The organism is Xanthomonas sp. SHU 166 (genome assembly GCF_000364685.1).
In the GTDB taxonomy this organism is placed as follows: domain Bacteria; phylum Pseudomonadota; class Gammaproteobacteria; order Xanthomonadales; family Xanthomonadaceae; genus Xanthomonas_A; species Xanthomonas_A sontii.
The window spans coordinates 1-17,830 of record NZ_AQOJ01000037.1; the positions used below are offsets into that span (position 1 = coordinate 1).

The following is a 17,830-nucleotide window of genomic DNA, read 5'->3' on the forward strand; positions in this document are numbered from 1 at the left end:
TGGGGGTGGACACAAGGGAAGGGGCGGGGGAGGAAACAGCGGAAGACGACGAACGCACATGCCGGAGCATGGACACCTCCTGTGGTCATGATGGGCGAGCCGGGCCTACGCCCCCTGACGCACCGGCCACCGCAGTCTGCCAAGCGCAGGCAGGCAGGTCTGCGACCCGCTCCGCACTCCCGCGCGGCGCGCGGCGGCGCCAGCCTGCGTGCTAACGTGGTCGGCCCACCGGTAGGCGCCCAGGACGGTTGCAGCAGCAACGATCCGATCGCGCCACCATCGCCAGCCTCCCCGCCCGCTCGTTCGCTGCTCCCATGCCCGACTATCGCTCCAAGACCTCGACCCACGGCCGCAACATGGCCGGCGCCCGCGCGCTGTGGCGCGCCACCGGCATGCAGGACGCCGACTTCCACAAGCCGATCATCGCCATCGCCAACTCCTTCACCCAGTTCGTGCCCGGCCACGTGCACCTGAAGGATCTCGGACAACTGGTCGCGCGCGAGATCGAGCGCGTCGGCGGCGTGGCCAAGGAGTTCGACACCATCGCCGTGGACGACGGCATCGCCATGGGCCACGACGGCATGCTGTACTCGCTGCCCAGCCGCGAGATCATCGCCGACTCGGTCGAGTACATGGTCAACGCGCACTGCGCCGACGCGCTGGTGTGCATCTCCAACTGCGACAAGATCACCCCCGGCATGCTGATGGCCGCGCTGCGCCTCAACATCCCCACCGTGTTCGTCTCCGGCGGGCCGATGGAAGCCGGCAAGACCAAGCTCGCCGACCACAATCTGGACCTGATCGACGCGATGGTGATCGCCGCCGATCCCACCGCCTCCGACGAGAAGGTCGCCGCGTTCGAGCGCAGCGCCTGCCCCACCTGTGGCTCCTGCTCGGGCATGTTCACCGCCAACTCGATGAACTGCCTGACCGAAGCGCTGGGCCTGGCCCTGCCCGGCAACGGCACCGTGGTCGCCACCCACGCCGACCGCGAGCAACTGTTCCTCAAGGCCGGCCGCACCGCGGTGGAACTGTGCCACCGCTGGTACGGCGCCGAAGACCCGCGCGCGCTGCCGCGCGGCATCGCCACCTTCGAAGCCTTCGAGAACGCGATGACCCTGGACATCGCGATGGGCGGCTCGACCAACACTATCCTGCACCTGCTCGCCGCCGCGCAGGAAGCCGAGGTGCCGTTCACCCTGCGCGACATCGACCGCCTATCCAAGCGCGTGCCGCAGCTGTGCAAGGTCGCGCCGAACACGCAGAAGTACCACATCGAGGACGTGCACCGCGCCGGCGGCATCGTCGCCATCCTCGGCGAACTGGCGCGTGGCGGCCTGCTGCACACCGACCAGGCCACGGTGCACAGCCGCACCCTGGCCGACGCCATCGCGCAGTGGGACATCACCCAGAGCGACGACCCCGCGGTGCAGACCTTCTACCAGGCCGGGCCGGCCGGCATCCCCACCCAGATCGCCTTCAGCCAGGCCACGCGTTGGCCGAGCCTGGACGCCGACCGCGCCAGCGGCTGCATCCGCGACGTCGCCCACGCCTACTCGCAGGAGGGCGGGCTGGCGGTGCTGTACGGCAACATCGCCGAGGACGGCTGCGTGGTGAAGACCGCCGGCGTGGACGAATCCATCCACGTGTTCGAGGGCAACGCCAAGGTGTTCGAAAGCCAGGACGCCGCAGTCAAAGGCATCCTTGCCGACGACGTGAAGGCTGGCGACGTCGTGGTGATCCGCTACGAAGGCCCCAAGGGCGGCCCCGGCATGCAGGAAATGCTGTACCCGACGTCGTATCTGAAGTCCAAGGGCCTGGGCAAGCAATGCGCCCTGCTCACCGACGGCCGCTTCTCCGGCGGCACCTCCGGCCTGTCGATCGGCCACGCCTCGCCGGAAGCGGCGGCGGGCGGCGCCATCGGCCTGGTCCGCGATGGCGACCGCATCCGCATCGACATCCCCCAACGCCGCATCGACCTGCTGGTCTCCGACGCGGAACTGGCCACGCGCCGTGCAGAACAGGATGCACGCGGCTGGAAGCCGGCGGAACCGCGCCCGCGCAAGGTCAGTACGGCGTTGAAGGCCTACGCGTTGCTGGCGACCAGTGCGGACAAGGGAGCGGTGCGGGACAAGGCGATGCTGGAGGGGTGATGTGTTGTCATGATGGCCGCGAATTGCCGCGGTCTTCATGGCATCCAGGTACTGCATTGTGGGAGGGACTTCAGTCCCGACGCGGGATCACAAACGCCGCTGCTGCATTATTTTTCCCGAGGCCTTTGACGCTCGCCGCCGCCCTAGACCATCCAGCGGACTGCGCACCGCTGGACTTCCTCGGACAGGTGGCCGGCCGACCCGACCACTGCGCGGATCCACCGACCGATGCGCGGCCGGGAACAGGTATTGCCAGCCCGGTTCGACCTCGGCATTGGGGTATTTGCGCACCAGCGCCTGCGGCAGGTGCACCCTCCCCGCCCCTTCGGCCAGATCCGCCGCGTGCAGCAGCAGTGCCCTGTCGCGTTGCCGCAGCAGCGGCTCGCGCAGGCGCGTTGGCAATGGCACACGCCGATCCTTGCCGCCCTTGCCGTCACGCACCACGATCTCGCCGCGCCCCAGGTCCACATCCTTGATCCGCAATCGCAGGCATTCCAGCAGCCGCATGCCGCTGCCATAGAGCAGCCCGGCCATCAGTCAGCAGGGTCCCTGCAGCGCGACCAGCAAACGCGTGACCTCCTCGACCGAGAGCACCACCGGAATCCGCCGCGGTCGCTTGGCGCGGACCAGATGCTCCATCCATGGCAGTTCCATGCCCAGAACCTCGCGATAGAGGAACAACAGCGCCGCCAGCGCCTGATTCTGCGTTCCGGCCGAGACCTGCCCCCGGGTCGCCAGATCGGTCAGGAACGCTTCGACCTCGGCCTGCCCCATCCGCGCTGGATGTCGCTTGCCGTTGGCCAGGATGAAGCGCCGTATCCAGCCAACATAGGCTTGCTCGGTGCGCAGGCTACAATGCCGAAGCCACAACCGGCCACGCACCTGCTCCAGCAAGCTCGGCGGTTGATGCGCCGTTACGCCTTCATCGTCATGGGTGTAACTCATACGCCAGCTCGAACGTCGGATAACGCAGCCAGCATTGGCGCACGGAGCCGCGGCCACCATCAGGCAAGTCATTGTGCAGGGTGGGAATTTCCCGCTTTGCAGACGTCTGGCGTTGGTGGATACTTGGGGCATCACCGCTTTTGGGCGTTCCAATAGTAGTTAGGCCGCAAAAAATGCATCATTACCAACGATTAATGCGCCAGAAAAGCGTAACAGCTCACACTGACGATGAGCGGGCGCAGCTTCTAGCGCTGCTCCAAAGCGCGCCTGGGGTTCAAAACGTTGAGATCGTTGGGATCCATCCAAAGGGTGGGTATCGCACCAAGTTTAATCTGCCGGTTGACTCCATTGACTCTTTCTTGGTTCTACTTGAGGCAAACGACTGGATGTCAGTTTTTTAGTCGTCGGTCGCAACTGCGCTAGCATGCGGCCTAACAATTCGTTCAAGCCGACGCCGCTTCGCGGCTCGGCTTAATTCAGGCGTTAGACCTTCTTTGAGACATCTATGGATTACACAGCTCTAAACCAGGAAGAGTTTGATGCAGTCGTTACGGGCGAACTGACCCACCTGGCTATATGGCTGGAGGGGGAGCTAGACCACGTCATTTCTGGCTACTTCGTGGAGAATCATCACCGCCGCGGCGACTTTCAACGCCTCATGCTTAGGCGTGACGGCCTGACCGCTCAAGACAAAATAGAGATTGTTCGCGGCATGCTTCCACTGCTCGGCCTGACAGAGGAAGACTTGGCCAACTGGAAGTCCCTTCTCAAACGGATAGAAGATTTTAAGAGCTGGCGCAATGCGATGGCCCATGGAGTGGATGTAACACCAGAGCCATATGCGGGTGAGCTTGTCATTGAGCTAGTTAATCGCGCCGGCGCGGAGAAGCAAGTCCGTATCTCCACTGAGTCTCATAAGGAGATGGTGACTCGCGCAGAGGGTCTGCTCGAGGCGGTTACTGGCGCCAGGGTCGCGCTCTTCGAGTCCTTCCTAGAGAAGGTCTAACAATTCATTCAAGCCGACGCCGCTTCGCGGCGCGGCTTAATTCAGGCGTTAGGCCGTGGTGGAGCAACAGCATCGGCGCTCGCACCTTCGGCCAGTTCCCTGGCGCGCACGCGGTCGGCTCCGGACAGTCGTTTCCCTCGCATCGCACCATCCACAACTTCGCCGTCTCATGTCATTGCCGCGCTGCGCTCATTGGGCCGGGTTTCGGCGCTATCACGGCTGCTGGCACCGCGGCGTAAGCTTCGTCCCGCAAGCTGTGGCAAACTCGTCCCAGGCGGCAGTGCTGGGGAGCACGGTTCTCGTCCCAACCCGTTCGGCCACTCACTGCCTAACAATTCATTCAAGCCGACGCCGCTTTGCGGCGCGGCTTAATTCAGGCGTTAAGCCTCTCTATGGAAACATTGCTTGACCTGTACCCACAGCCTGAATGGAATACGATTTCTAGCGTAGCGGAGGCTATGCTTGCCATTACCTCTGCGAGCAATCAACAACAGTCATCTGAAGCCTACGATCGCCTGCTTTATGCGCTTGGCAACAGTCACGCTGGAACCTACTTCCCTGTCGCTCTTGCCGCGCTGCCTAAGCTCGCATCTGTTCTCTCCGATGGTTCCCCTTGGGCACAACTCGCGGCGCTGAATGTTCTCATCGAACTCACTGGCTCGTTTGTGCCTGAACCTGGCTACGAGCACTACGCAGGCTCAAGTCTGGCTGAGTCTATTTACTCAGGTGTTGCCAGCATGCGCCCTTTGATGGAGCATATCGCTCAAGAAGGTGGCGTTGCTTCTGCAGGCGCACGCGAGATGCTTGAGCAAATCCAGTAGCCAAATGAGTAGTTCACATAGTTCAGCATTTGCCACCAGCCTAACTGGTCGTTCAACAGGGACATCAATGCTCCGCATTGCCGCCCGTTAACTTAGGCGTTAGAGCGCACTCTTGGCTAATCCGCAGCTGACAACACTAGAAACCGATGGCTGGATGATCGACGACGGCGAGATAGCTCATGCCGAAAATCCAGACAAGTTCTGGATTCCCTCGCTCAGTGATCGGCAGTCGCTTGGGCCTGGGTCAATTGCTAAGATTCGCTTCTACATCCGTGCACCTAACGACTCTGGCGATCTTGTAGATCACGGAGAGCGCATGTGGGTTCAAGTCAAAGAGCGGCACGGTGACTGGTACTTTGGCGTACTGGACAATGATCCGTACTGCACAAAATCTATCCAAGCAGGCATGCCTCTATGGTTCCAGTCTCGTCACGTCATAGACATTGACCGCGGCTAACCAGCAGGTGCGTCCTAACAATTCATTCAAGCCGAACCCGCTTCGCGGGTCGGCTTAATTCAGGCGTTAGGCCTCTTAAAAAACTATGGCGTCATTTCAAGAGCTAGATTGGCGAAGGCTGGACACATTTGCCTTAGTGTCCGGACGTGGACTTGCGTCGCTTGAACCTAATTCCTGGCAGCAAGCTACAGATTGGCTTCGATCCCAAAATTACGAAAGCGTCCTTTTAGATTTTTCAACGGGCATCTCTCCCGTTGTTGCCAAGTTGGGCTTGATGCTCAACTGGGAAAGCGAGTTCGGCTACCAACTCGACAGTTCGTCGAGGAACCTTGCAGCGCTTCATGATGGCTTTGACTTTCAAGCACCAGAAGTTGGGGGACTTGTGCTTGAGCTCATCGGCTTTGAGACTGCGCTTTCAGAAGATGGTCAATGGTGCGATGGCTTCCTCGCCATCATCATTGAGCACAGCATTCGACAGTTGGCACTTGGTCGAAGGTTCTTTGCGTTGGTAGCACTCGACACAACAGAATCCTCACTTATTGGCATGAAGGTGGAGCAACTATGCCTTCCATATCCGTTTCCTTTTCGAGAGCTGCGTTCAAGCGGCGCGGCCTAACTGGTTGGTCAAGCCGACGCCCACAAGCTGCGCTTGCGGCTGCCCTCCGTGCTTCGTACTCCGGCGCGGCTGACCGCGAGCGTTAGGCTTCATGGAAGACCGTCTTTTCGCGAACGCTGAACTTGTGCGGACCGTCGCGCGGGATCAGTTGGGGGTGTCCGTCGAGTACGACGAAGCTGGCGTCCAGTGGCTCGATCGCTACATCGACGGGCAGCGCGTCGGCGCCGCCGATGCCACCAAGGAGAAGCTACCAAACACCCTTGGCTCGTATCTTGGCGAGTGCATCCGCCAATCTTTCGGCGGTACATGGGTCCAAGATCTAGAATTGGGCTGGGGTATCCGAGTCAACGAACGGATCACTGCGTTCCCATTCAGTAAGGTCCGCAAGCAGCTGGCGGATTCGGACGGCGAGTCCGTCCTCGGCTTTTACAAAGCCATTGCAGCAATGGTCGCGGAACCAGCAGTTGTCGCCGCACCGAACATAGAAAGCGCAAAGCGACCATGGTGGAAGCTCTTGTAACCGGCCTGCAGCCTAACCTCTCATTGCAGCGGACCGCCTTCGGCGGCCGCTGAATTTCAACGTTAGCCAGCACATGAACTGCCGCATTTGCAATCGCGAGCTTGAAGTGAGCAGTGATCCGTTGTCTCTCGACTGTGGAGGCTATTGCTGGGGTTGCGTCGGGGAGACCGAGGCGCAAATGGGATACGCCCCGTCTCTGGTAAAGGTACGTCAGGAGGCAGCGCAGGGACTGCGGCCAACTTGGGTTGACCCAGAGGCGCGCCGTGCGGAGTAATGTTCTGGCTAACCTCGCATTGCAGCCGACCTGCGCCAGCTCCGCTGGCTGGTCGGCTGAATTCAGACGTTAGAAGGGCAACATGCGTTACATAGATGAGGCACTCATAGCCACCCTGGAAAGTCTCGGAGTGCCATGGGACAAGCACTTTGCTCTGTCTTCTGGGTTGGTCGGCTACTTAGACTCCGATGGCCGCCTGTGTGCTCACATCATCGAAGACGACGCTTTGAACTGGGCCACCTTCGCATTTCTTATCAAGCACGGGAAAGTTCATGCCATTGAGCCTGTGGCAAAGGAAAAAGTAGTGTCTAACCCATCGTTGCAGCCGACCGCCTTCGGCGGCGTCTGAACTCAGTTCGTTAGGCCGTTGGCATGAACTCACTGCAGACCAAAAGATCGATCCTGTTCGGTGCACTTATCGCTCCTCTCGGGGCACCAGTGGCATTCTTGCTGTACTCGCTGGCGTCCGCTCTAGTGCGGGAAGGGCTGCCAGGGCTCAAGGATTGGCCCATTGCCGTTGTAATCTATTTTTCTTTCGGTCTACCCATCGCATATGGAGCGATGGCCGCTCTCGGCTTACCCTACGTCACGTGGCTTCGGTGCGCTGGCTATTTGAGCTGGCTCAGTGTATGCGCTGGTGCTTTCATAGCCGGAACATTTTCGCTGCCGGACAGTCTCATGCTCTAGGCGTTGACTCACAGCCCTATCTTGCCAATTTCGCAGCTGGCGGCTTTATCGGTCTCGTTTGTGGCGTATTGTTTTGCGTTGTTACGGGACCTAAAAATTTATTCAAGCCGGCGCCGCTTCGCGAAGCCGCCAACTCAGGTGTTAGGCGGTAGTGTTGTGCGTGCGGCGCGACTTACGCCATCGGTGACAGCGATAGCGCTTCAGCGGTCGGCCTCGGTTCGCAATCCTCACGTCTACCGCCATCGGATCGCCCGCTACTTGGTCATCCAGCTTCGTTGCTCTGCTGCGCTCATTGCCTATGGTTTCGGTCACATCCAGCGGCCAGCATCTCGGGCGAGCCCCAATACCGCTATTTGTGGCATGCTCGGCTATTGGCGCAAGTGCTGGGGAGCACGCTTCTTGCTCACCACCTCCTGGCACGACCGTCTAACTATTCATTCAAGCCGACCCCGCTCCGCGGGGCGTCTTAACTTAGGCGTAAGGTTGCACCCCCAATGTCCAGCATTGTGAACGGCTACATCCACTGCTTCCGCTCGGAGACTGACGTCGAGGCCCATAACAGAAGGGTGCTTGAAGGTCTTGGCGATACAGGATCTTTGCTAGTCAGGCCCATGTTCTCATTGTTACCAAACCATCGCGGACATAGTTACTACGGCCATCTCCTCCACTTCGCCGCCTACTACAAAGAATTTTGGGATCTAGAGGAGGAATGGATAGTGGCCTACGAGAGCCTTTTGGAGTCACTAGTATGGGATTCATCGGAAGTAATGCATCAATGGACTGGCGCGCGCACTGTGTGGCGATCCCAGGGCAGCCAGCAGATCGAGAGTATCAGCGGCATGAAAGTGGTCACCAGAAAGACATTTCCGTACGATCTTGCCGCGGGCGCAACCTAACCAATCATTCAAGCCGACGCCTTCGGCGCGAATTAACTCAGGCGCCAAGGCCCAAACAGCGTTTCCTCGAAAATGTGATGATCAATGCCCGACCTAAACGCTATTCGTTCAATTTCCATCTCGCTCACTGAAGACGAACTACGCTACTTAGCCTCATGTGGCAGCGCTCTGGTAATGAACGTGCCCGAAGCATCGTTACCCACCTACACACACTTCTCGAAACATCAAATCATTGATTTTTCCAGGCGAATTCGCAGCCTCATGAATTTCCACAATATAGACATGTAGGCATCCAGTCCTGAACGGTTTTGGGAAAAAAATTCATCCAAGCCGACGCCGCTTTGCGGCGCGGCTTAACTCAGATGGCAGGTGTAAAAAATGGAATTCCGAACACTCAAGTGCCCACACTGCCAAAAGAAGGGAGTCAGCCTGGTCAAGAAGCTCCTATCCGGACCCGCCTTCGAGCATCGTTGCAGTAAATGCAACAGGTACTGGGGTGTTTCGCATTGGGCGGCCTTAGCGTCTGTGACTTGCGTTGTTGCCTATATCGTCTATCTCGCACTCGGGGGACCAGTTCCATTTGGCTCGCGTACTTTTGCGACCATTGCGTTCACTCTTGCGCTTTGCATACTTTTACTCATGGTGCCAACCGTCAAAAAATAGGCTGGCACCTAACAGTTCATTCAAGCAGAATCGGCGTGCAGCTTGCATGACCAACGTCGCGGGCGCCCTGGCTTGCCGGCGATCGTCGGCAGGGCATCGACCAGTCCTCGAAGACCACCGCGTCGTGCCGGTTGGCTCCGGTCACGCAGACCGCCAAGTGAACGCCATTGCGGTCGACGATCAGATGCCGCTTGGTGCCGAGTTTGCCGCGATCGGTCGGGTTCGGCCCGGTGTACGCTCCCCCCGTGGGGAGGCCACACTGGCCGCGTCCAGGCTGGCTCGGCTCAGGTCCAGCTTGTCGGCTCGCCGCAACTCGGACAGCAGGACCTGATGCAGGCGATGCCGGACGCCGGCGGCCTGCCAGTCGCGTAACCGGCGCCAACAGGTCATGCCGCTGCCGTAGCCCAAATCCAGGGGAAGTTCTTCCCATGGGATGCCGGTACGCAGGACATAGACGATGCCGTTGAGGGCCTGCTGATCTCTGACGCGAGGCCGCCCTCCTTTGGGCGAAGGCTTTGCTGATGGGATCAGCGGTTAGATGCGCTTCCGCAGCGCGGCGGGGATCTCTTTGCGACGGGCCATGTCGCCAATTTTGCCACCTGCGAATCTGTGTTCAAATAGGTTTTGTTAGTGACTCTTAGTCCGGTTCCATCCATGCATCCTTGCTGATCGACAGGACATCCCATGATTGCAGGCAAGAGCAAACTCGATCGCAAAAAGCACCTGGCGTCGATCGTCGCCGGTCATCTCGTGTCTCTCGGCCACACCGCTTCGGTTGTGGAAGGGAGGGTCAATTCGGCCGGCCACAGGGATCAGGTGCTCGTGGATAGCGCGATCGGCCTAGTGCATGTCACCGCATCGAGCAACACCGAGCCGAACGGCAGCATCCTGTGTTCGGATATCGAAGACGGGGATCAGTCGTTCCTCGCCGACAAGGAAGTCGTGGCTTTTGGCTGGAACACCCGCGATGGGCGGACGACGGTCATGCTCGTGCCTGCCGAGGCGGTGCGCGGCAACAAATCGATGACCAAGGATCAGATTAGGTCGGCTAGCATTCGCGCGTACACCCTGATGCTGGGGCCACATGCATGAGCCTCGATGCAGGCACGACCGGCCCGAGCCGGCTTGCTTCACGGCTCAGGCACGATTTTCCACCCAAGAAGGCAGACCGCCCGATGAAATCGCTCCGCCGCTGTACGCTTCTTGCACTCGCATTGCTGGTCTTCTGTTTTTCTGCCACGGCGGGCAATCCCCAAGATGCGGTACTGACCTACCCCGCCGATGCCGCTGTGCCGATCTCGTTCACCTTGTTGACGCGCCAGGGAAAGGTGGGGCGTGACAATGCGATTTACGACAACTACCGCCCACAGGTGCGATTCTCCGGTGAGAGTAAGGACGTCATGTGTGCAGTGCGCATTTCCAAAGCGAAGGAGAAGATTGAACCCGGCGAGACCGCTGCGGTGTCTCTGAGCTGCATCGAGCAGTTCCACGTTTTGGAAAAAGACAGGTCGTTCATCGCCTATGAGGGCGGGCGCAAGGTCGCCGAGGGCATCCTGCGTTGATGGCGCTGGCAATGTCCGGCGGCACGGCGCGTCAGCGCAGAGCCGGCATCGGACCGGCGCAGCGCGTCGTTTGCTCGATACGGAGTGTCCCCACGCTTCCAGCACGCGACGCACTTCTCGCTCGCTGATCGCGTACCCCTTACAGCCGGCCATGCACTGGAAATCGATCTTTGCCTATGCCGCCCTGCTGTTTGTTCTCCGGTGCGGCGTTGGCTTTTTCAGCGACTTATTCGAGCTAGGCGGCTTGGTGAATGCCTGGACACATCTCTCTTTCCTGCTCTGCGCCGCACTCTTCGCACACCTCGCGTTGCGCGTGGCGCAACACCGCCTCGCGCACGCCTGCCTCATCCTGGTCATCTACGCCGCCTTCGCGGATGTTCTCGTGGCGCTATTGCCACCAGACATGACGGACGAACCAGCCATGTTTGTCGCTCTGGAATGGCTGCAGCTGCTCGCCTCCGCAGGCCTCGGCCTGCTTGTCGGCTGGGTGTTTCGGCGCGCGGCCGATCAACGCCGGCTGCTGTAGTCGCGTGCAGCACGCGACTACACCTGCCAATGTCGCCCGAAGGTTAGCTGACGCTCATGGTCAAGATCATCAGATTCGTTGGAAAAGGAACGGCGCTGCTCCTCCTGGCAACGCTTGTCGCATTGGTCGCGTACGATGCGCTCGCTGTCCGCCCTCATCTGGCCCGAATCCGCGATCTGCTCGCCCACGCCAATCCAGAAGACGCCACTCCTCCCGAAGCGATTCGCAGGCTGATCGATGCGAATGTGGGATCGCCCTCCCCGCATGCGGCTCGCCTGGTGACGTCCCTCGTCTACACGGATTTGGCGCAAGGTCAGTCGCACGTGCGCAACGCGCTTTGGAGCGTGCTGCTACCGGTGCACTTCGACGAGTCGCACATCTACGGCCTCTACTGCAGTCTTTCCTACAACGGCACAGATCATGGATTGAGCAGCTTTGCCAATCGGGAATTCGGCAAACCGCTTAGCCAGCTCTCACCACTGCAGGCAGCGACCACCGTTGCGGTCACCCATGCTCCTACAATCTACTTGAAAGATCGCGACAAGCTGGGCAGGCGCGCTCGGACGCTATTGGCAAGGTGCCGGCCTCCGCATTAGACCTCCATGCTGCAACAGGCGACGCCGCCGTTTCGTCCACACCGACTCTCCTCTGACATGACCCGGCACAACGGGATTGGCACAACATGAAGAACACAATCGCAAGCATTGCCATGACAGCGACCTTGACGAGCCTGCCGCTCGCAGCACCAGCGTCTGAGCCAGTGCCATCCATCAGCCAAGCGACACTGCAGGAGTCCGAGAGCGAATACCAGCACAGCCCGCTCTGCGGCAAGGACGAGCTGACCCTGTGGACGTGCCAGACGCGCAAGCGAGAGTTTTCGCTATGCTCGTCGAAGGCGGTCAACCGGACCTCGGGCTACCTGCAGTATCGGGCGTCGGAGAGCGGCAAGCTGGTGCTGCAGTACCCCGCACAGCAGAAGCCGCCGACGGGTCTCTTCACTTACAACACGTTTCCCAACGGAAACGCATCGATCGAGTTCAGCAACCGCGGCTACCGATACAGCCTGTTCGACCCGCTCAAATCCGCTTCGTCCATCTCCGTCTCCGGACCTGGAGCGGCGGACAAGACCACGCAGATCGCCTGCGGCCCCAATCAGACCCTCCAGCTCAACTACACGATGCGGTTGATGTACGACGCAGGCGTGTGGGTCGATCCCTGAGTGCGCCGAAACAGGCCGCGGCGTCGGCGTCCCGCTCCTCCCGACCGGCCGCCGCCCGAGTGCGGTGGCGGTAGCGGTCGATGCAATCTGCGCTTGCTACACTCGGCGCGGCGGCGCTGCTCCCGAGAGCGACCAGGTCGACCGCCATGCCAAAGCCGCCCCACCTTACGTTTTTTTCCGCAACCTCTTTCTCCCTCATCGACTATCGGTGCCACCATGAAACAGACCATCGCATTTCTCCTGCTTGCCTTCGCCTCCTCGTCCGCTTTCGCGGCCAGCAGATACTGCGAGGAGTTGAAGGCCGAGCTCACCGCGAAACTCGATGCCCACGGCGTCAAGGACTACACGCTGGAGATCGTCGACAACGCCGACATCAAGGATCGGAAGGTCATCGGCACTTGCGCTGCAGGGAGCAAGAAGATCGTCTACAGCAAGAACAAGCCGTCGACCTGATCGACAGGAGCGGTCACCTCATGCGAGTAGCTTGGAGCGACGGGACGCGACATATCGTCCTTGCGCAACGGATGGGCACGTCATGCAGGTAGTGGATCACGCGCCTCATGCCTGGTTCCTCCTGCGCGATGACGACACGCTCCTGCTCGACGTCAACTGCAGCCATGGGTCGGTCGGCTACGCATGGACCATGGCGTTGAACGAGGAAGAAGCGGCGCAGTACCACGCGCTCGGGCGCGATGTCATCGTGCAGCTCGCCGAACAGGTGCAATGGACCGCGCCAGGGGTACTGGGCAGCCGGTCGCCGTATCTCGGCCGCAAAGTGGATGCCGAGACTCGCCAGCGCGTCACCCTGGCCATCAAGGCCTGGAATCAGAGCAACTGACGGTCCTGGGTGTTCTACCTGGAAATCAACGCAACTCTTCTGATCGTGCCAACTGCATTGCGCAAGCCACATCCGGCGATCGGCGGATGCACCCCGACCGGCATCGCCAGCGCAAGCCACCCCTTATCGCATCCAGCCCGGCTCTGGCAGGATCCATGACAGGCCGGGCACCCGGAAAGAGAAAGCCGCCATGCATGACATGACCTGGAGCGCTTCCGAGAAAAAGGCAGCCAGGGCACTGTTCGACACCGCGCTTCAACGCGAGCTCCAAGCCTACCTCCAAGAGTTCAAACGCAGTGCCGCAAGCATCGACACGCCGGACGCTCTATGGCCCCTGGTCAACCAGGCCGTCAAAAAGCAGCGCGAAATCGCTCAGACATAGGACTACCGCTATTCTCAGCTCACCCTCGTCTTCGCCGTCCTTTTGCGTCGCGACATCATTCAGGAAGCGGAAGTAGGCGCGCTGGGTGACGAGAAGGCCAGGCGCATCATCGCCCTTGCAAGCCTGAAGGCGTGATGTATCCGATCGCGTGTCGAACTGCCGCCGTCTACAGCACACTATGCAGTACGCCGGCACCAATCCCCGCCGGAAGGCCTTGTGTTCCGACATACGCTGCTGCGGATGTGTGAATTTATGGCGATGCGCCTCCTGATGCAGCGCGCCGCGTCGTCCTTTTCTCGTGGCATTGCGAGATCGCGCCGACGCTCGGACTGTAGTAGGTTCATCGCGTACGGGTCGATGGGCAGACCCGCCGACCCGAAGACAGGTGCCGATTGCCATGCGTGTATTTCTGGACGATGAGCGCGAAACACCCGCAGGATGGACAAGGGCCTATTGGCCGGATGACGTCATCGCGCTGCTCCAAACCGGGAAGGTAGAGGAACTCAGCCTGGACCATGATCTCGGCGACGATGCACGCGGAACCGGTTACGACGTGGTGCTCTGGATCGAGGAAGCAGTGGCACTTCGGTCCTTCGTTCCGCCGAGGATGCACGTCCATTCTGCAAACACCTCGGCGAGAGATAAGATGCGTCTTGGCATCGAGGCGATCGAGCGGCTAGCGGCAAAGAACAGACCCGTTGCATGATCCCATTGCGATGCGGCTGAGATGATGGAGAAGCCGACTACTTGTCAGTCACGTGCTTACTGCTCCAATACCTGAAACTCGCAGATGATCAATCCAGATTGGACAACCAGAGGCAAATCAGTCGCGCAGTTGATCGTAGAGCTCAAGACATTCGAGAACCAGAACATGGAGGTCAGAATCTCCGTCGATGGCGGCAACACGTCCTTCCCGATTTCGCTGATTGGCAAGACGGATGGCAAGTATGTCGTCTTGAGGAATTGCGAAGACAATCCTTCCATCGCTCATCACATGTCTGAGGATGGTTAGCGGTTCATTGGCGCGGTATTTCAATCTCAGCTTTCACACTGATGGCAGGCCTCGCCGCAGCGTCCTCCCTGTGACAGTCGACAATGACAGAGAATCCGGAAGCCCAACGTCGCAACGCGCCCCGCACAACGGTGCAGTCCGAGCCGCGCGCATCTGAAGAGGCCGCGCTTCCCCTTCCGAAGGAAACGCTCTGGGCCTTGTTCGATTACTTGAACGACGCGCTCGCCGATGGCTGCGATCATTCATTGCGGCGCACCACGCAGTTCCTCGCGTCCCAGGATGTCGCTCCGGAGTCGGTCATCCCCTGGCTCGGTGCGCACGGAGGCTTCTGCGATTGCGAGGTGCTGTTCAATGTCGAAGAGCGCTGGGGCAAGCCGTGACCGGACATCGACCTGATGCATGACCTTCCGTATCACTTCCTGGCCGATCTGCTGCTGCATCCTGCGCAACCAGGAAGCAAGGCGACTGCGCTCGTCTCCGGCCAGTGGTGCGCCATTCTCTGCATCGACCAGCAGCAGTGGTCGGCCCGCCTCACCTTCACCGGCAACCCGGCGCCCGGGGTCACGTTTCGCGCAGGGGTACAGTTGCTGATGCCTGACGCACTTGCCCACTTCCCGGCGGGCGCCGATTTCACGCTCTGGGCGAACGGCAGCGAAGGGACAGGCCACGTGGTCTCGAGGGCGGCCTGACAGGCACACGGAACCCGCATGCATGTCGACATCACCCACCACGTGGACGCCAGCGAGCCCGACGACGGGTACGGTTACTACTATGCCTACACCCTCTACCGCTTCAGCGACGGCCGCGATCGGTTGCTGGCGCGCAGCTACGACGACGATGCGGATCAGGCGCATTTCCTGAACATCGAAGTGGACGGACACGTGCGCTTGATGATCGACGCGGACCTGCGGCATCCGCTGCTGCTGGCCGCCGCGGCGTACCTGGGCGAGACCGGCAAGCGTAGACTGCGCTGGCTGAGCGGCCGCGGCGACGGTTACGAGCCCCTGCCCGGCCAGCCCACCATCGGACCAGCGGAGGCTCCATGAAGCGCGTTACCGGGATTGGCGGCATCTTCTTCAAGGCACAGGACCCGACCGCGCTGCAGGCCTGGTACCAGCGGCATCTCGGCATCGACGTGCAGGCCTGGGGCGGCACCGCCTTCGCCTGGAGCGACGGCAGCGGCGCGCCGGTCACCGGCTCCACCGTCTGGTCGATCGGCGCGGCGGCGCAGGAGCCGCACTTCTCGCCCGGCACGGCACCCTTCATGATCAATTACCGGGTGCACGATCTGCACGCGCTGGTCGCGGCGCTGCGCGAGGAAGGCTGCCACGTGCTGGACCGCATCGATGAGTCCGAATATGGCGCCTTCGCCTGGGTCATCGACCTGGAAGGAAACAAGGTGGAGCTCTGGCAGCCGCCCGCCGGGCAGTAGTGCCCGCTCCGGCCGGTCGACTGGCCGGCCGGTAGCACGGCACACCCGACCGGTCAGCGTCGAACCAGCCCCGCCGACATCGCCCGTGCACGCCGACCAGTGGATTGGCACCGCCGACCAGCGGCACACGATCTTCGCTCGCCCTGCACTGCGCTATCACTACTGTCCGCGCTCATTGTCCTGATCGGGATCCGCGCCACCGATGAATGCCTCCCTCCCGAGTTCCCCCTCGCCCCTGCGTCCCTTCGCGGCGCGGGTCCTGGTCGTCATGGCGCTGGGCGCGCTGGCGCTGCTGGCCTGGCAGTTGTCGGAGCTGCTGCTGATCGTGTTCGGTGCGGTGGTGGTGGGCGTGCTGCTGCACGGGCTGGCTACGCTGTTGCGAAAGTGGTTGCCGCTGCCGGAGTGGGCGGCGCTGGCGCTGGTGATCCTGGTGCTGGTGCTGGCGCTGTCGGCGATCGTGCTGCTGTTCGGCGCCGAGGTCGCCGCGCAGATCGACACCTTCCGCGCCACCCTGCCGGCAGCCTGGAACAAGTTCCATGCCTGGCTGCAGTCCGGCCCGCTGGGGCCGCAGATCGAGCGCATCCCCGACCAGTTGCGCGACGGTGCCTCGACCCTGGCTACGCATGCCGGCACCATCGTGCTGTCGGCCGGCGGCGGCGTCACCGACGCGGTGCTGATGATGGTCGGCGGGCTGTACCTGGCCGCGCAGCCGCGGCTGTATCGGCAAGGCCTGCTGCACCTGCTGCCGCGCGACCGCCGCGGCGTCGCCGACGAGGCGCTGACCGCCAGCGGCCAGGCGCTGCGCGCGTGGCTGACCGGCCAGTTGCTGGCGATGGCGGTGATCGGCACCCTGACCGGCATCGGCCTGTGGCTGCTGGGTGTGCCGGTGGCGCTGGGCATCGGCCTGTTGACCGCGCTGCTGGACTTCATCCCCATCGTTGGCCCGATCGTGGCCGCGGTCCCGGCGATCCTGCTGGGCTTCACGGTCAGCCCGCAGGTGGCGCTGGGCGCGCTGCTGCTGTTCGTGGTCCTGCAGCAACTCGAAGGCCACGTGCTGCAGCCGCTGATCCAGGCGCGCGCGGTGGACCTGCCGCCAGCGCTGCTGCTGTTCTCGCTGTTCGGTATCGGCGTGCTGTTCGGGCCGATGGGCGTGGTGCTGGCGGCGCCGCTCACCGTGGTGCTCTACGTGCTGGTCAAGCGCCTGTACGTGCAGCATGCGCTGGGCGATGCCGAGGGCGCGGATGGCGCCGGAAAGCCCGCCGCCTGATCTGCGGTGCGTGATCCCACCCCGCCCCGCACGCCACGATGCCCGCCGATCCGCAGGACCTGCAACGCGATCTGGCCGAGACCTTGCATAGTGCCGCCGCGTACAACGACAAGGGCTATGCCTGGCTCGGACACGATGCCCAGCAGATCGCCGATATGCAGCACCGGTTCCAGGCCCAGTTGACGGAACTGGCCGCGCGCCTGGGCGCGGCGCGACTCGGCCCGGCGCTGAGCGCGGCCATCGCCAGCGGCGCGGCCGCGCGCGACGGCTCGGGCGACTATGTGGTGCTGTGCGAGCAGGTATTCGGCCGCGCGCGCGTGCGCCGCTGACAGCCTCGGGCACCGCCCGGCGCAGCGTCATCCAGCGTCACGGGAGCGCGGCCTGCGATACGGCCGCTGAACGCCCGTCCCGTGCTGGGACCGGCTGGCTTTGACTTGTCATTCACGCGGCCCACACTGGCGGGTGCCTTTTCCCTCGCCCGATGACCCCGTGAAGAAGCCCTCCCAGGATCCCGCGTCCACCCCGCCCGCCGACACCGACACCGACACCACCCC

Annotated in this window: 24 protein-coding genes and 2 pseudogenes; 23 read left to right on the forward strand and 3 right to left on the reverse strand. The window is 61.7% G+C overall.

All coding sequences use genetic code 11. The features are described 5' to 3' along the window. The first annotated feature begins 314 nt into the window (after positions 1–314). A complete protein-coding gene (ilvD, locus tag D180_RS01755) occupies positions 315–2,153 on the forward strand; it encodes a dihydroxy-acid dehydratase (RefSeq protein WP_017911423.1) in 1,839 nt (612 codons plus the stop codon). Positions 2,154–2,345: 192 nt separating this feature from the next. On the opposite strand, the pseudogene D180_RS01760 reads toward ilvD, so the two are convergent. Beyond that, positions 2,346–3,098 (reverse strand): annotated as a pseudogene (locus D180_RS01760) (integron integrase); the annotation flags it as partial. 505 nt (positions 3,099–3,603) lie between these two features. On the opposite strand from D180_RS01760, the gene D180_RS01765 reads away from it, so the two are divergent. The 7 genes from D180_RS01765 (at position 3,604) to D180_RS23710 (ending at position 8,375) form a co-directional block, all read left to right on the forward strand. Beyond that, a complete protein-coding gene (locus D180_RS01765) occupies positions 3,604–4,104 on the forward strand; it encodes a hypothetical protein (RefSeq protein ID WP_017911425.1) in 501 nt (166 codons plus the stop codon). Between the two features lie 392 nt (positions 4,105–4,496). Further along, on the forward strand, positions 4,497–4,925 hold the full coding sequence (locus D180_RS23695) for a hypothetical protein (RefSeq protein WP_198526496.1): 429 nt from the start codon (positions 4,497–4,499) through the stop codon (positions 4,923–4,925). Between the two features lie 154 nt (positions 4,926–5,079). Continuing rightward, positions 5,080–5,382, forward strand: coding sequence for a hypothetical protein (locus D180_RS22685; protein ID WP_081616364.1), 303 nt, complete (start codon positions 5,080–5,082; stop codon positions 5,380–5,382). A gap of 136 nt (positions 5,383–5,518) precedes the next feature. After that, on the forward strand, positions 5,519–5,998 hold the full coding sequence (locus D180_RS23700; RefSeq protein WP_157835400.1) for a hypothetical protein: 480 nt from the start codon (positions 5,519–5,521) through the stop codon (positions 5,996–5,998). A gap of 91 nt (positions 5,999–6,089) precedes the next feature. After that, positions 6,090–6,518, forward strand: a complete 429-nt coding sequence (locus D180_RS01770; protein ID WP_017911426.1) for a hypothetical protein — start codon at positions 6,090–6,092, stop codon at positions 6,516–6,518. Between the two features lie 356 nt (positions 6,519–6,874). Beyond that, a complete protein-coding gene (locus tag D180_RS23705) occupies positions 6,875–7,141 on the forward strand; it encodes a hypothetical protein (protein ID WP_157835401.1) in 267 nt (88 codons plus the stop codon). A gap of 832 nt (positions 7,142–7,973) precedes the next feature. Continuing rightward, a complete protein-coding gene (locus tag D180_RS23710; RefSeq protein WP_157835402.1) occupies positions 7,974–8,375 on the forward strand; it encodes a hypothetical protein in 402 nt (133 codons plus the stop codon). Positions 8,376–9,061: 686 nt separating this feature from the next. Here D180_RS23710 and D180_RS22695 read toward each other — a convergent pair. Next, positions 9,062–9,569: pseudogene (locus D180_RS22695) on the reverse strand (IS5 family transposase); the annotation flags it as partial. Between the two features lie 153 nt (positions 9,570–9,722). Here D180_RS22695 and D180_RS01775 point away from each other — a divergent pair. The 9 genes from D180_RS01775 (at position 9,723) to D180_RS22700 (ending at position 14,271) form a co-directional block, all read left to right on the forward strand. After that, positions 9,723–10,130, forward strand: coding sequence for a hypothetical protein (locus D180_RS01775; RefSeq protein ID WP_017911427.1), 408 nt, complete (start codon positions 9,723–9,725; stop codon positions 10,128–10,130). Next, positions 10,127–10,600: a hypothetical protein gene (locus D180_RS01780; protein WP_157835403.1), complete on the forward strand. Its 474-nt coding sequence runs from the start codon at positions 10,127–10,129 to the stop codon at positions 10,598–10,600. The genes D180_RS01775 and D180_RS01780 overlap by 4 nt, the downstream gene beginning before the upstream one ends. Positions 10,601–10,751: 151 nt before the next feature. Continuing rightward, positions 10,752–11,126 carry a hypothetical protein gene (locus D180_RS01785; RefSeq protein WP_017911429.1) on the forward strand — a complete coding sequence of 125 codons (375 nt, stop codon included), beginning with the start codon at positions 10,752–10,754 and terminating at the stop codon, positions 11,124–11,126. Between the two features lie 56 nt (positions 11,127–11,182). Beyond that, complete coding sequence (locus tag D180_RS23715; protein WP_157835404.1) at positions 11,183–11,722, forward strand: transglycosylase domain-containing protein; 540 nt, start codon at positions 11,183–11,185, stop codon at positions 11,720–11,722. 86 nt (positions 11,723–11,808) lie between these two features. Beyond that, on the forward strand, positions 11,809–12,345 hold the full coding sequence (locus D180_RS01795) for a hypothetical protein (protein ID WP_232760261.1): 537 nt from the start codon (positions 11,809–11,811) through the stop codon (positions 12,343–12,345). Positions 12,346–12,561: 216 nt separating this feature from the next. Continuing rightward, complete coding sequence (locus D180_RS01800; protein WP_017911432.1) at positions 12,562–12,798, forward strand: DUF1161 domain-containing protein; 237 nt, start codon at positions 12,562–12,564, stop codon at positions 12,796–12,798. 82 nt (positions 12,799–12,880) lie between these two features. Further along, positions 12,881–13,183 carry a hypothetical protein gene (locus D180_RS01805; protein WP_017911433.1) on the forward strand — a complete coding sequence of 101 codons (303 nt, stop codon included), beginning with the start codon at positions 12,881–12,883 and terminating at the stop codon, positions 13,181–13,183. A 190-nt stretch (positions 13,184–13,373) separates the two neighbouring features. Then, complete coding sequence (locus tag D180_RS01810; RefSeq protein ID WP_017911434.1) at positions 13,374–13,565, forward strand: hypothetical protein; 192 nt, start codon at positions 13,374–13,376, stop codon at positions 13,563–13,565. Positions 13,566–13,950: 385 nt separating this feature from the next. Next, a complete protein-coding gene (locus tag D180_RS22700; RefSeq protein ID WP_232760262.1) occupies positions 13,951–14,271 on the forward strand; it encodes a cyclic-phosphate processing receiver domain-containing protein in 321 nt (106 codons plus the stop codon). A 117-nt stretch (positions 14,272–14,388) separates the two neighbouring features. Here the strand turns inward: D180_RS22700 and D180_RS01820 are convergent, their stop codons facing one another. After that, the gene (locus D180_RS01820; RefSeq protein WP_198526497.1) at positions 14,389–14,601 is read right to left on the reverse strand and encodes a hypothetical protein; all 213 of its coding nucleotides are present in this window, start codon (positions 14,599–14,601) and stop codon (positions 14,389–14,391) included. A 59-nt stretch (positions 14,602–14,660) separates the two neighbouring features. On the opposite strand from D180_RS01820, the gene D180_RS24340 reads away from it, so the two are divergent. From D180_RS24340 to D180_RS01850, 6 genes are all read left to right on the forward strand, one after another. After that, positions 14,661–14,957 (forward strand): DUF2695 domain-containing protein, encoded by a 297-nt coding sequence (locus tag D180_RS24340; protein WP_232760264.1) that lies wholly within the window; start codon positions 14,661–14,663, stop codon positions 14,955–14,957. 15 nt (positions 14,958–14,972) lie between these two features. After that, positions 14,973–15,266 (forward strand): hypothetical protein, encoded by a 294-nt coding sequence (locus tag D180_RS01830; protein WP_017911437.1) that lies wholly within the window; start codon positions 14,973–14,975, stop codon positions 15,264–15,266. A gap of 18 nt (positions 15,267–15,284) precedes the next feature. Then, entirely contained in the window at positions 15,285–15,623 is a 339-nt protein-coding gene (locus D180_RS01835; protein ID WP_017911438.1) for a hypothetical protein, read from the forward strand. Beyond that, positions 15,620–16,009 (forward strand): VOC family protein, encoded by a 390-nt coding sequence (locus D180_RS01840; RefSeq protein ID WP_017911439.1) that lies wholly within the window; start codon positions 15,620–15,622, stop codon positions 16,007–16,009. Before D180_RS01835 ends, D180_RS01840 begins: the two co-directional genes overlap by 4 nt. 268 nt (positions 16,010–16,277) lie before the next feature. After that, positions 16,278–17,276 (forward strand): AI-2E family transporter, encoded by a 999-nt coding sequence (locus D180_RS01845; protein WP_017911440.1) that lies wholly within the window; start codon positions 16,278–16,280, stop codon positions 17,274–17,276. Between the two features lie 38 nt (positions 17,277–17,314). Continuing rightward, positions 17,315–17,605, forward strand: coding sequence for a hypothetical protein (locus D180_RS01850; RefSeq protein ID WP_017911441.1), 291 nt, complete (start codon positions 17,315–17,317; stop codon positions 17,603–17,605). Positions 17,606–17,830 lie beyond the last annotated feature (225 nt).

Excerpts from the sequence above, each read along its gene's own strand:
- ilvD (WP_017911423.1), top strand. The coding sequence starts at position 315 with ATGCCCGACTATCGCTCCAAGACCTCGACCCACGGCCGCAACATGGCC.
- D180_RS01765 (WP_017911425.1), top strand. The coding sequence starts at position 3,604 with ATGGATTACACAGCTCTAAACCAGGAAGAGTTTGATGCAGTCGTTACG.
- D180_RS23695 (WP_198526496.1), top strand. The coding sequence starts at position 4,497 with ATGGAAACATTGCTTGACCTGTACCCACAGCCTGAATGGAATACGATT.
- D180_RS22685 (WP_081616364.1), top strand. The coding sequence starts at position 5,080 with ATGATCGACGACGGCGAGATAGCTCATGCCGAAAATCCAGACAAGTTC.
- D180_RS01770 (WP_017911426.1), top strand. The coding sequence starts at position 6,090 with ATGGAAGACCGTCTTTTCGCGAACGCTGAACTTGTGCGGACCGTCGCG.
- D180_RS23705 (WP_157835401.1), top strand. The coding sequence starts at position 6,875 with ATGCGTTACATAGATGAGGCACTCATAGCCACCCTGGAAAGTCTCGGA.
- D180_RS23710 (WP_157835402.1), top strand. The coding sequence starts at position 7,974 with ATGTCCAGCATTGTGAACGGCTACATCCACTGCTTCCGCTCGGAGACT.
- D180_RS01775 (WP_017911427.1), top strand. The coding sequence starts at position 9,723 with ATGATTGCAGGCAAGAGCAAACTCGATCGCAAAAAGCACCTGGCGTCG.
- D180_RS01780 (WP_157835403.1), top strand. The coding sequence starts at position 10,127 with ATGAGCCTCGATGCAGGCACGACCGGCCCGAGCCGGCTTGCTTCACGG.
- D180_RS01785 (WP_017911429.1), top strand. The coding sequence starts at position 10,752 with ATGCACTGGAAATCGATCTTTGCCTATGCCGCCCTGCTGTTTGTTCTC.
- D180_RS23715 (WP_157835404.1), top strand. The coding sequence starts at position 11,183 with ATGGTCAAGATCATCAGATTCGTTGGAAAAGGAACGGCGCTGCTCCTC.
- D180_RS01795 (WP_232760261.1), top strand. The coding sequence starts at position 11,809 with ATGAAGAACACAATCGCAAGCATTGCCATGACAGCGACCTTGACGAGC.
- D180_RS01800 (WP_017911432.1), top strand. The coding sequence starts at position 12,562 with ATGAAACAGACCATCGCATTTCTCCTGCTTGCCTTCGCCTCCTCGTCC.
- D180_RS01805 (WP_017911433.1), top strand. The coding sequence starts at position 12,881 with ATGCAGGTAGTGGATCACGCGCCTCATGCCTGGTTCCTCCTGCGCGAT.
- D180_RS01810 (WP_017911434.1), top strand. The coding sequence starts at position 13,374 with ATGCATGACATGACCTGGAGCGCTTCCGAGAAAAAGGCAGCCAGGGCA.
- D180_RS24340 (WP_232760264.1), top strand. The coding sequence starts at position 14,661 with ATGACAGAGAATCCGGAAGCCCAACGTCGCAACGCGCCCCGCACAACG.
- D180_RS01830 (WP_017911437.1), top strand. The coding sequence starts at position 14,973 with ATGCATGACCTTCCGTATCACTTCCTGGCCGATCTGCTGCTGCATCCT.
- D180_RS01835 (WP_017911438.1), top strand. The coding sequence starts at position 15,285 with ATGCATGTCGACATCACCCACCACGTGGACGCCAGCGAGCCCGACGAC.
- D180_RS01840 (WP_017911439.1), top strand. The coding sequence starts at position 15,620 with ATGAAGCGCGTTACCGGGATTGGCGGCATCTTCTTCAAGGCACAGGAC.
- D180_RS01845 (WP_017911440.1), top strand. The coding sequence starts at position 16,278 with ATGGCGCTGGGCGCGCTGGCGCTGCTGGCCTGGCAGTTGTCGGAGCTG.
- D180_RS01850 (WP_017911441.1), top strand. The coding sequence starts at position 17,315 with ATGCCCGCCGATCCGCAGGACCTGCAACGCGATCTGGCCGAGACCTTG.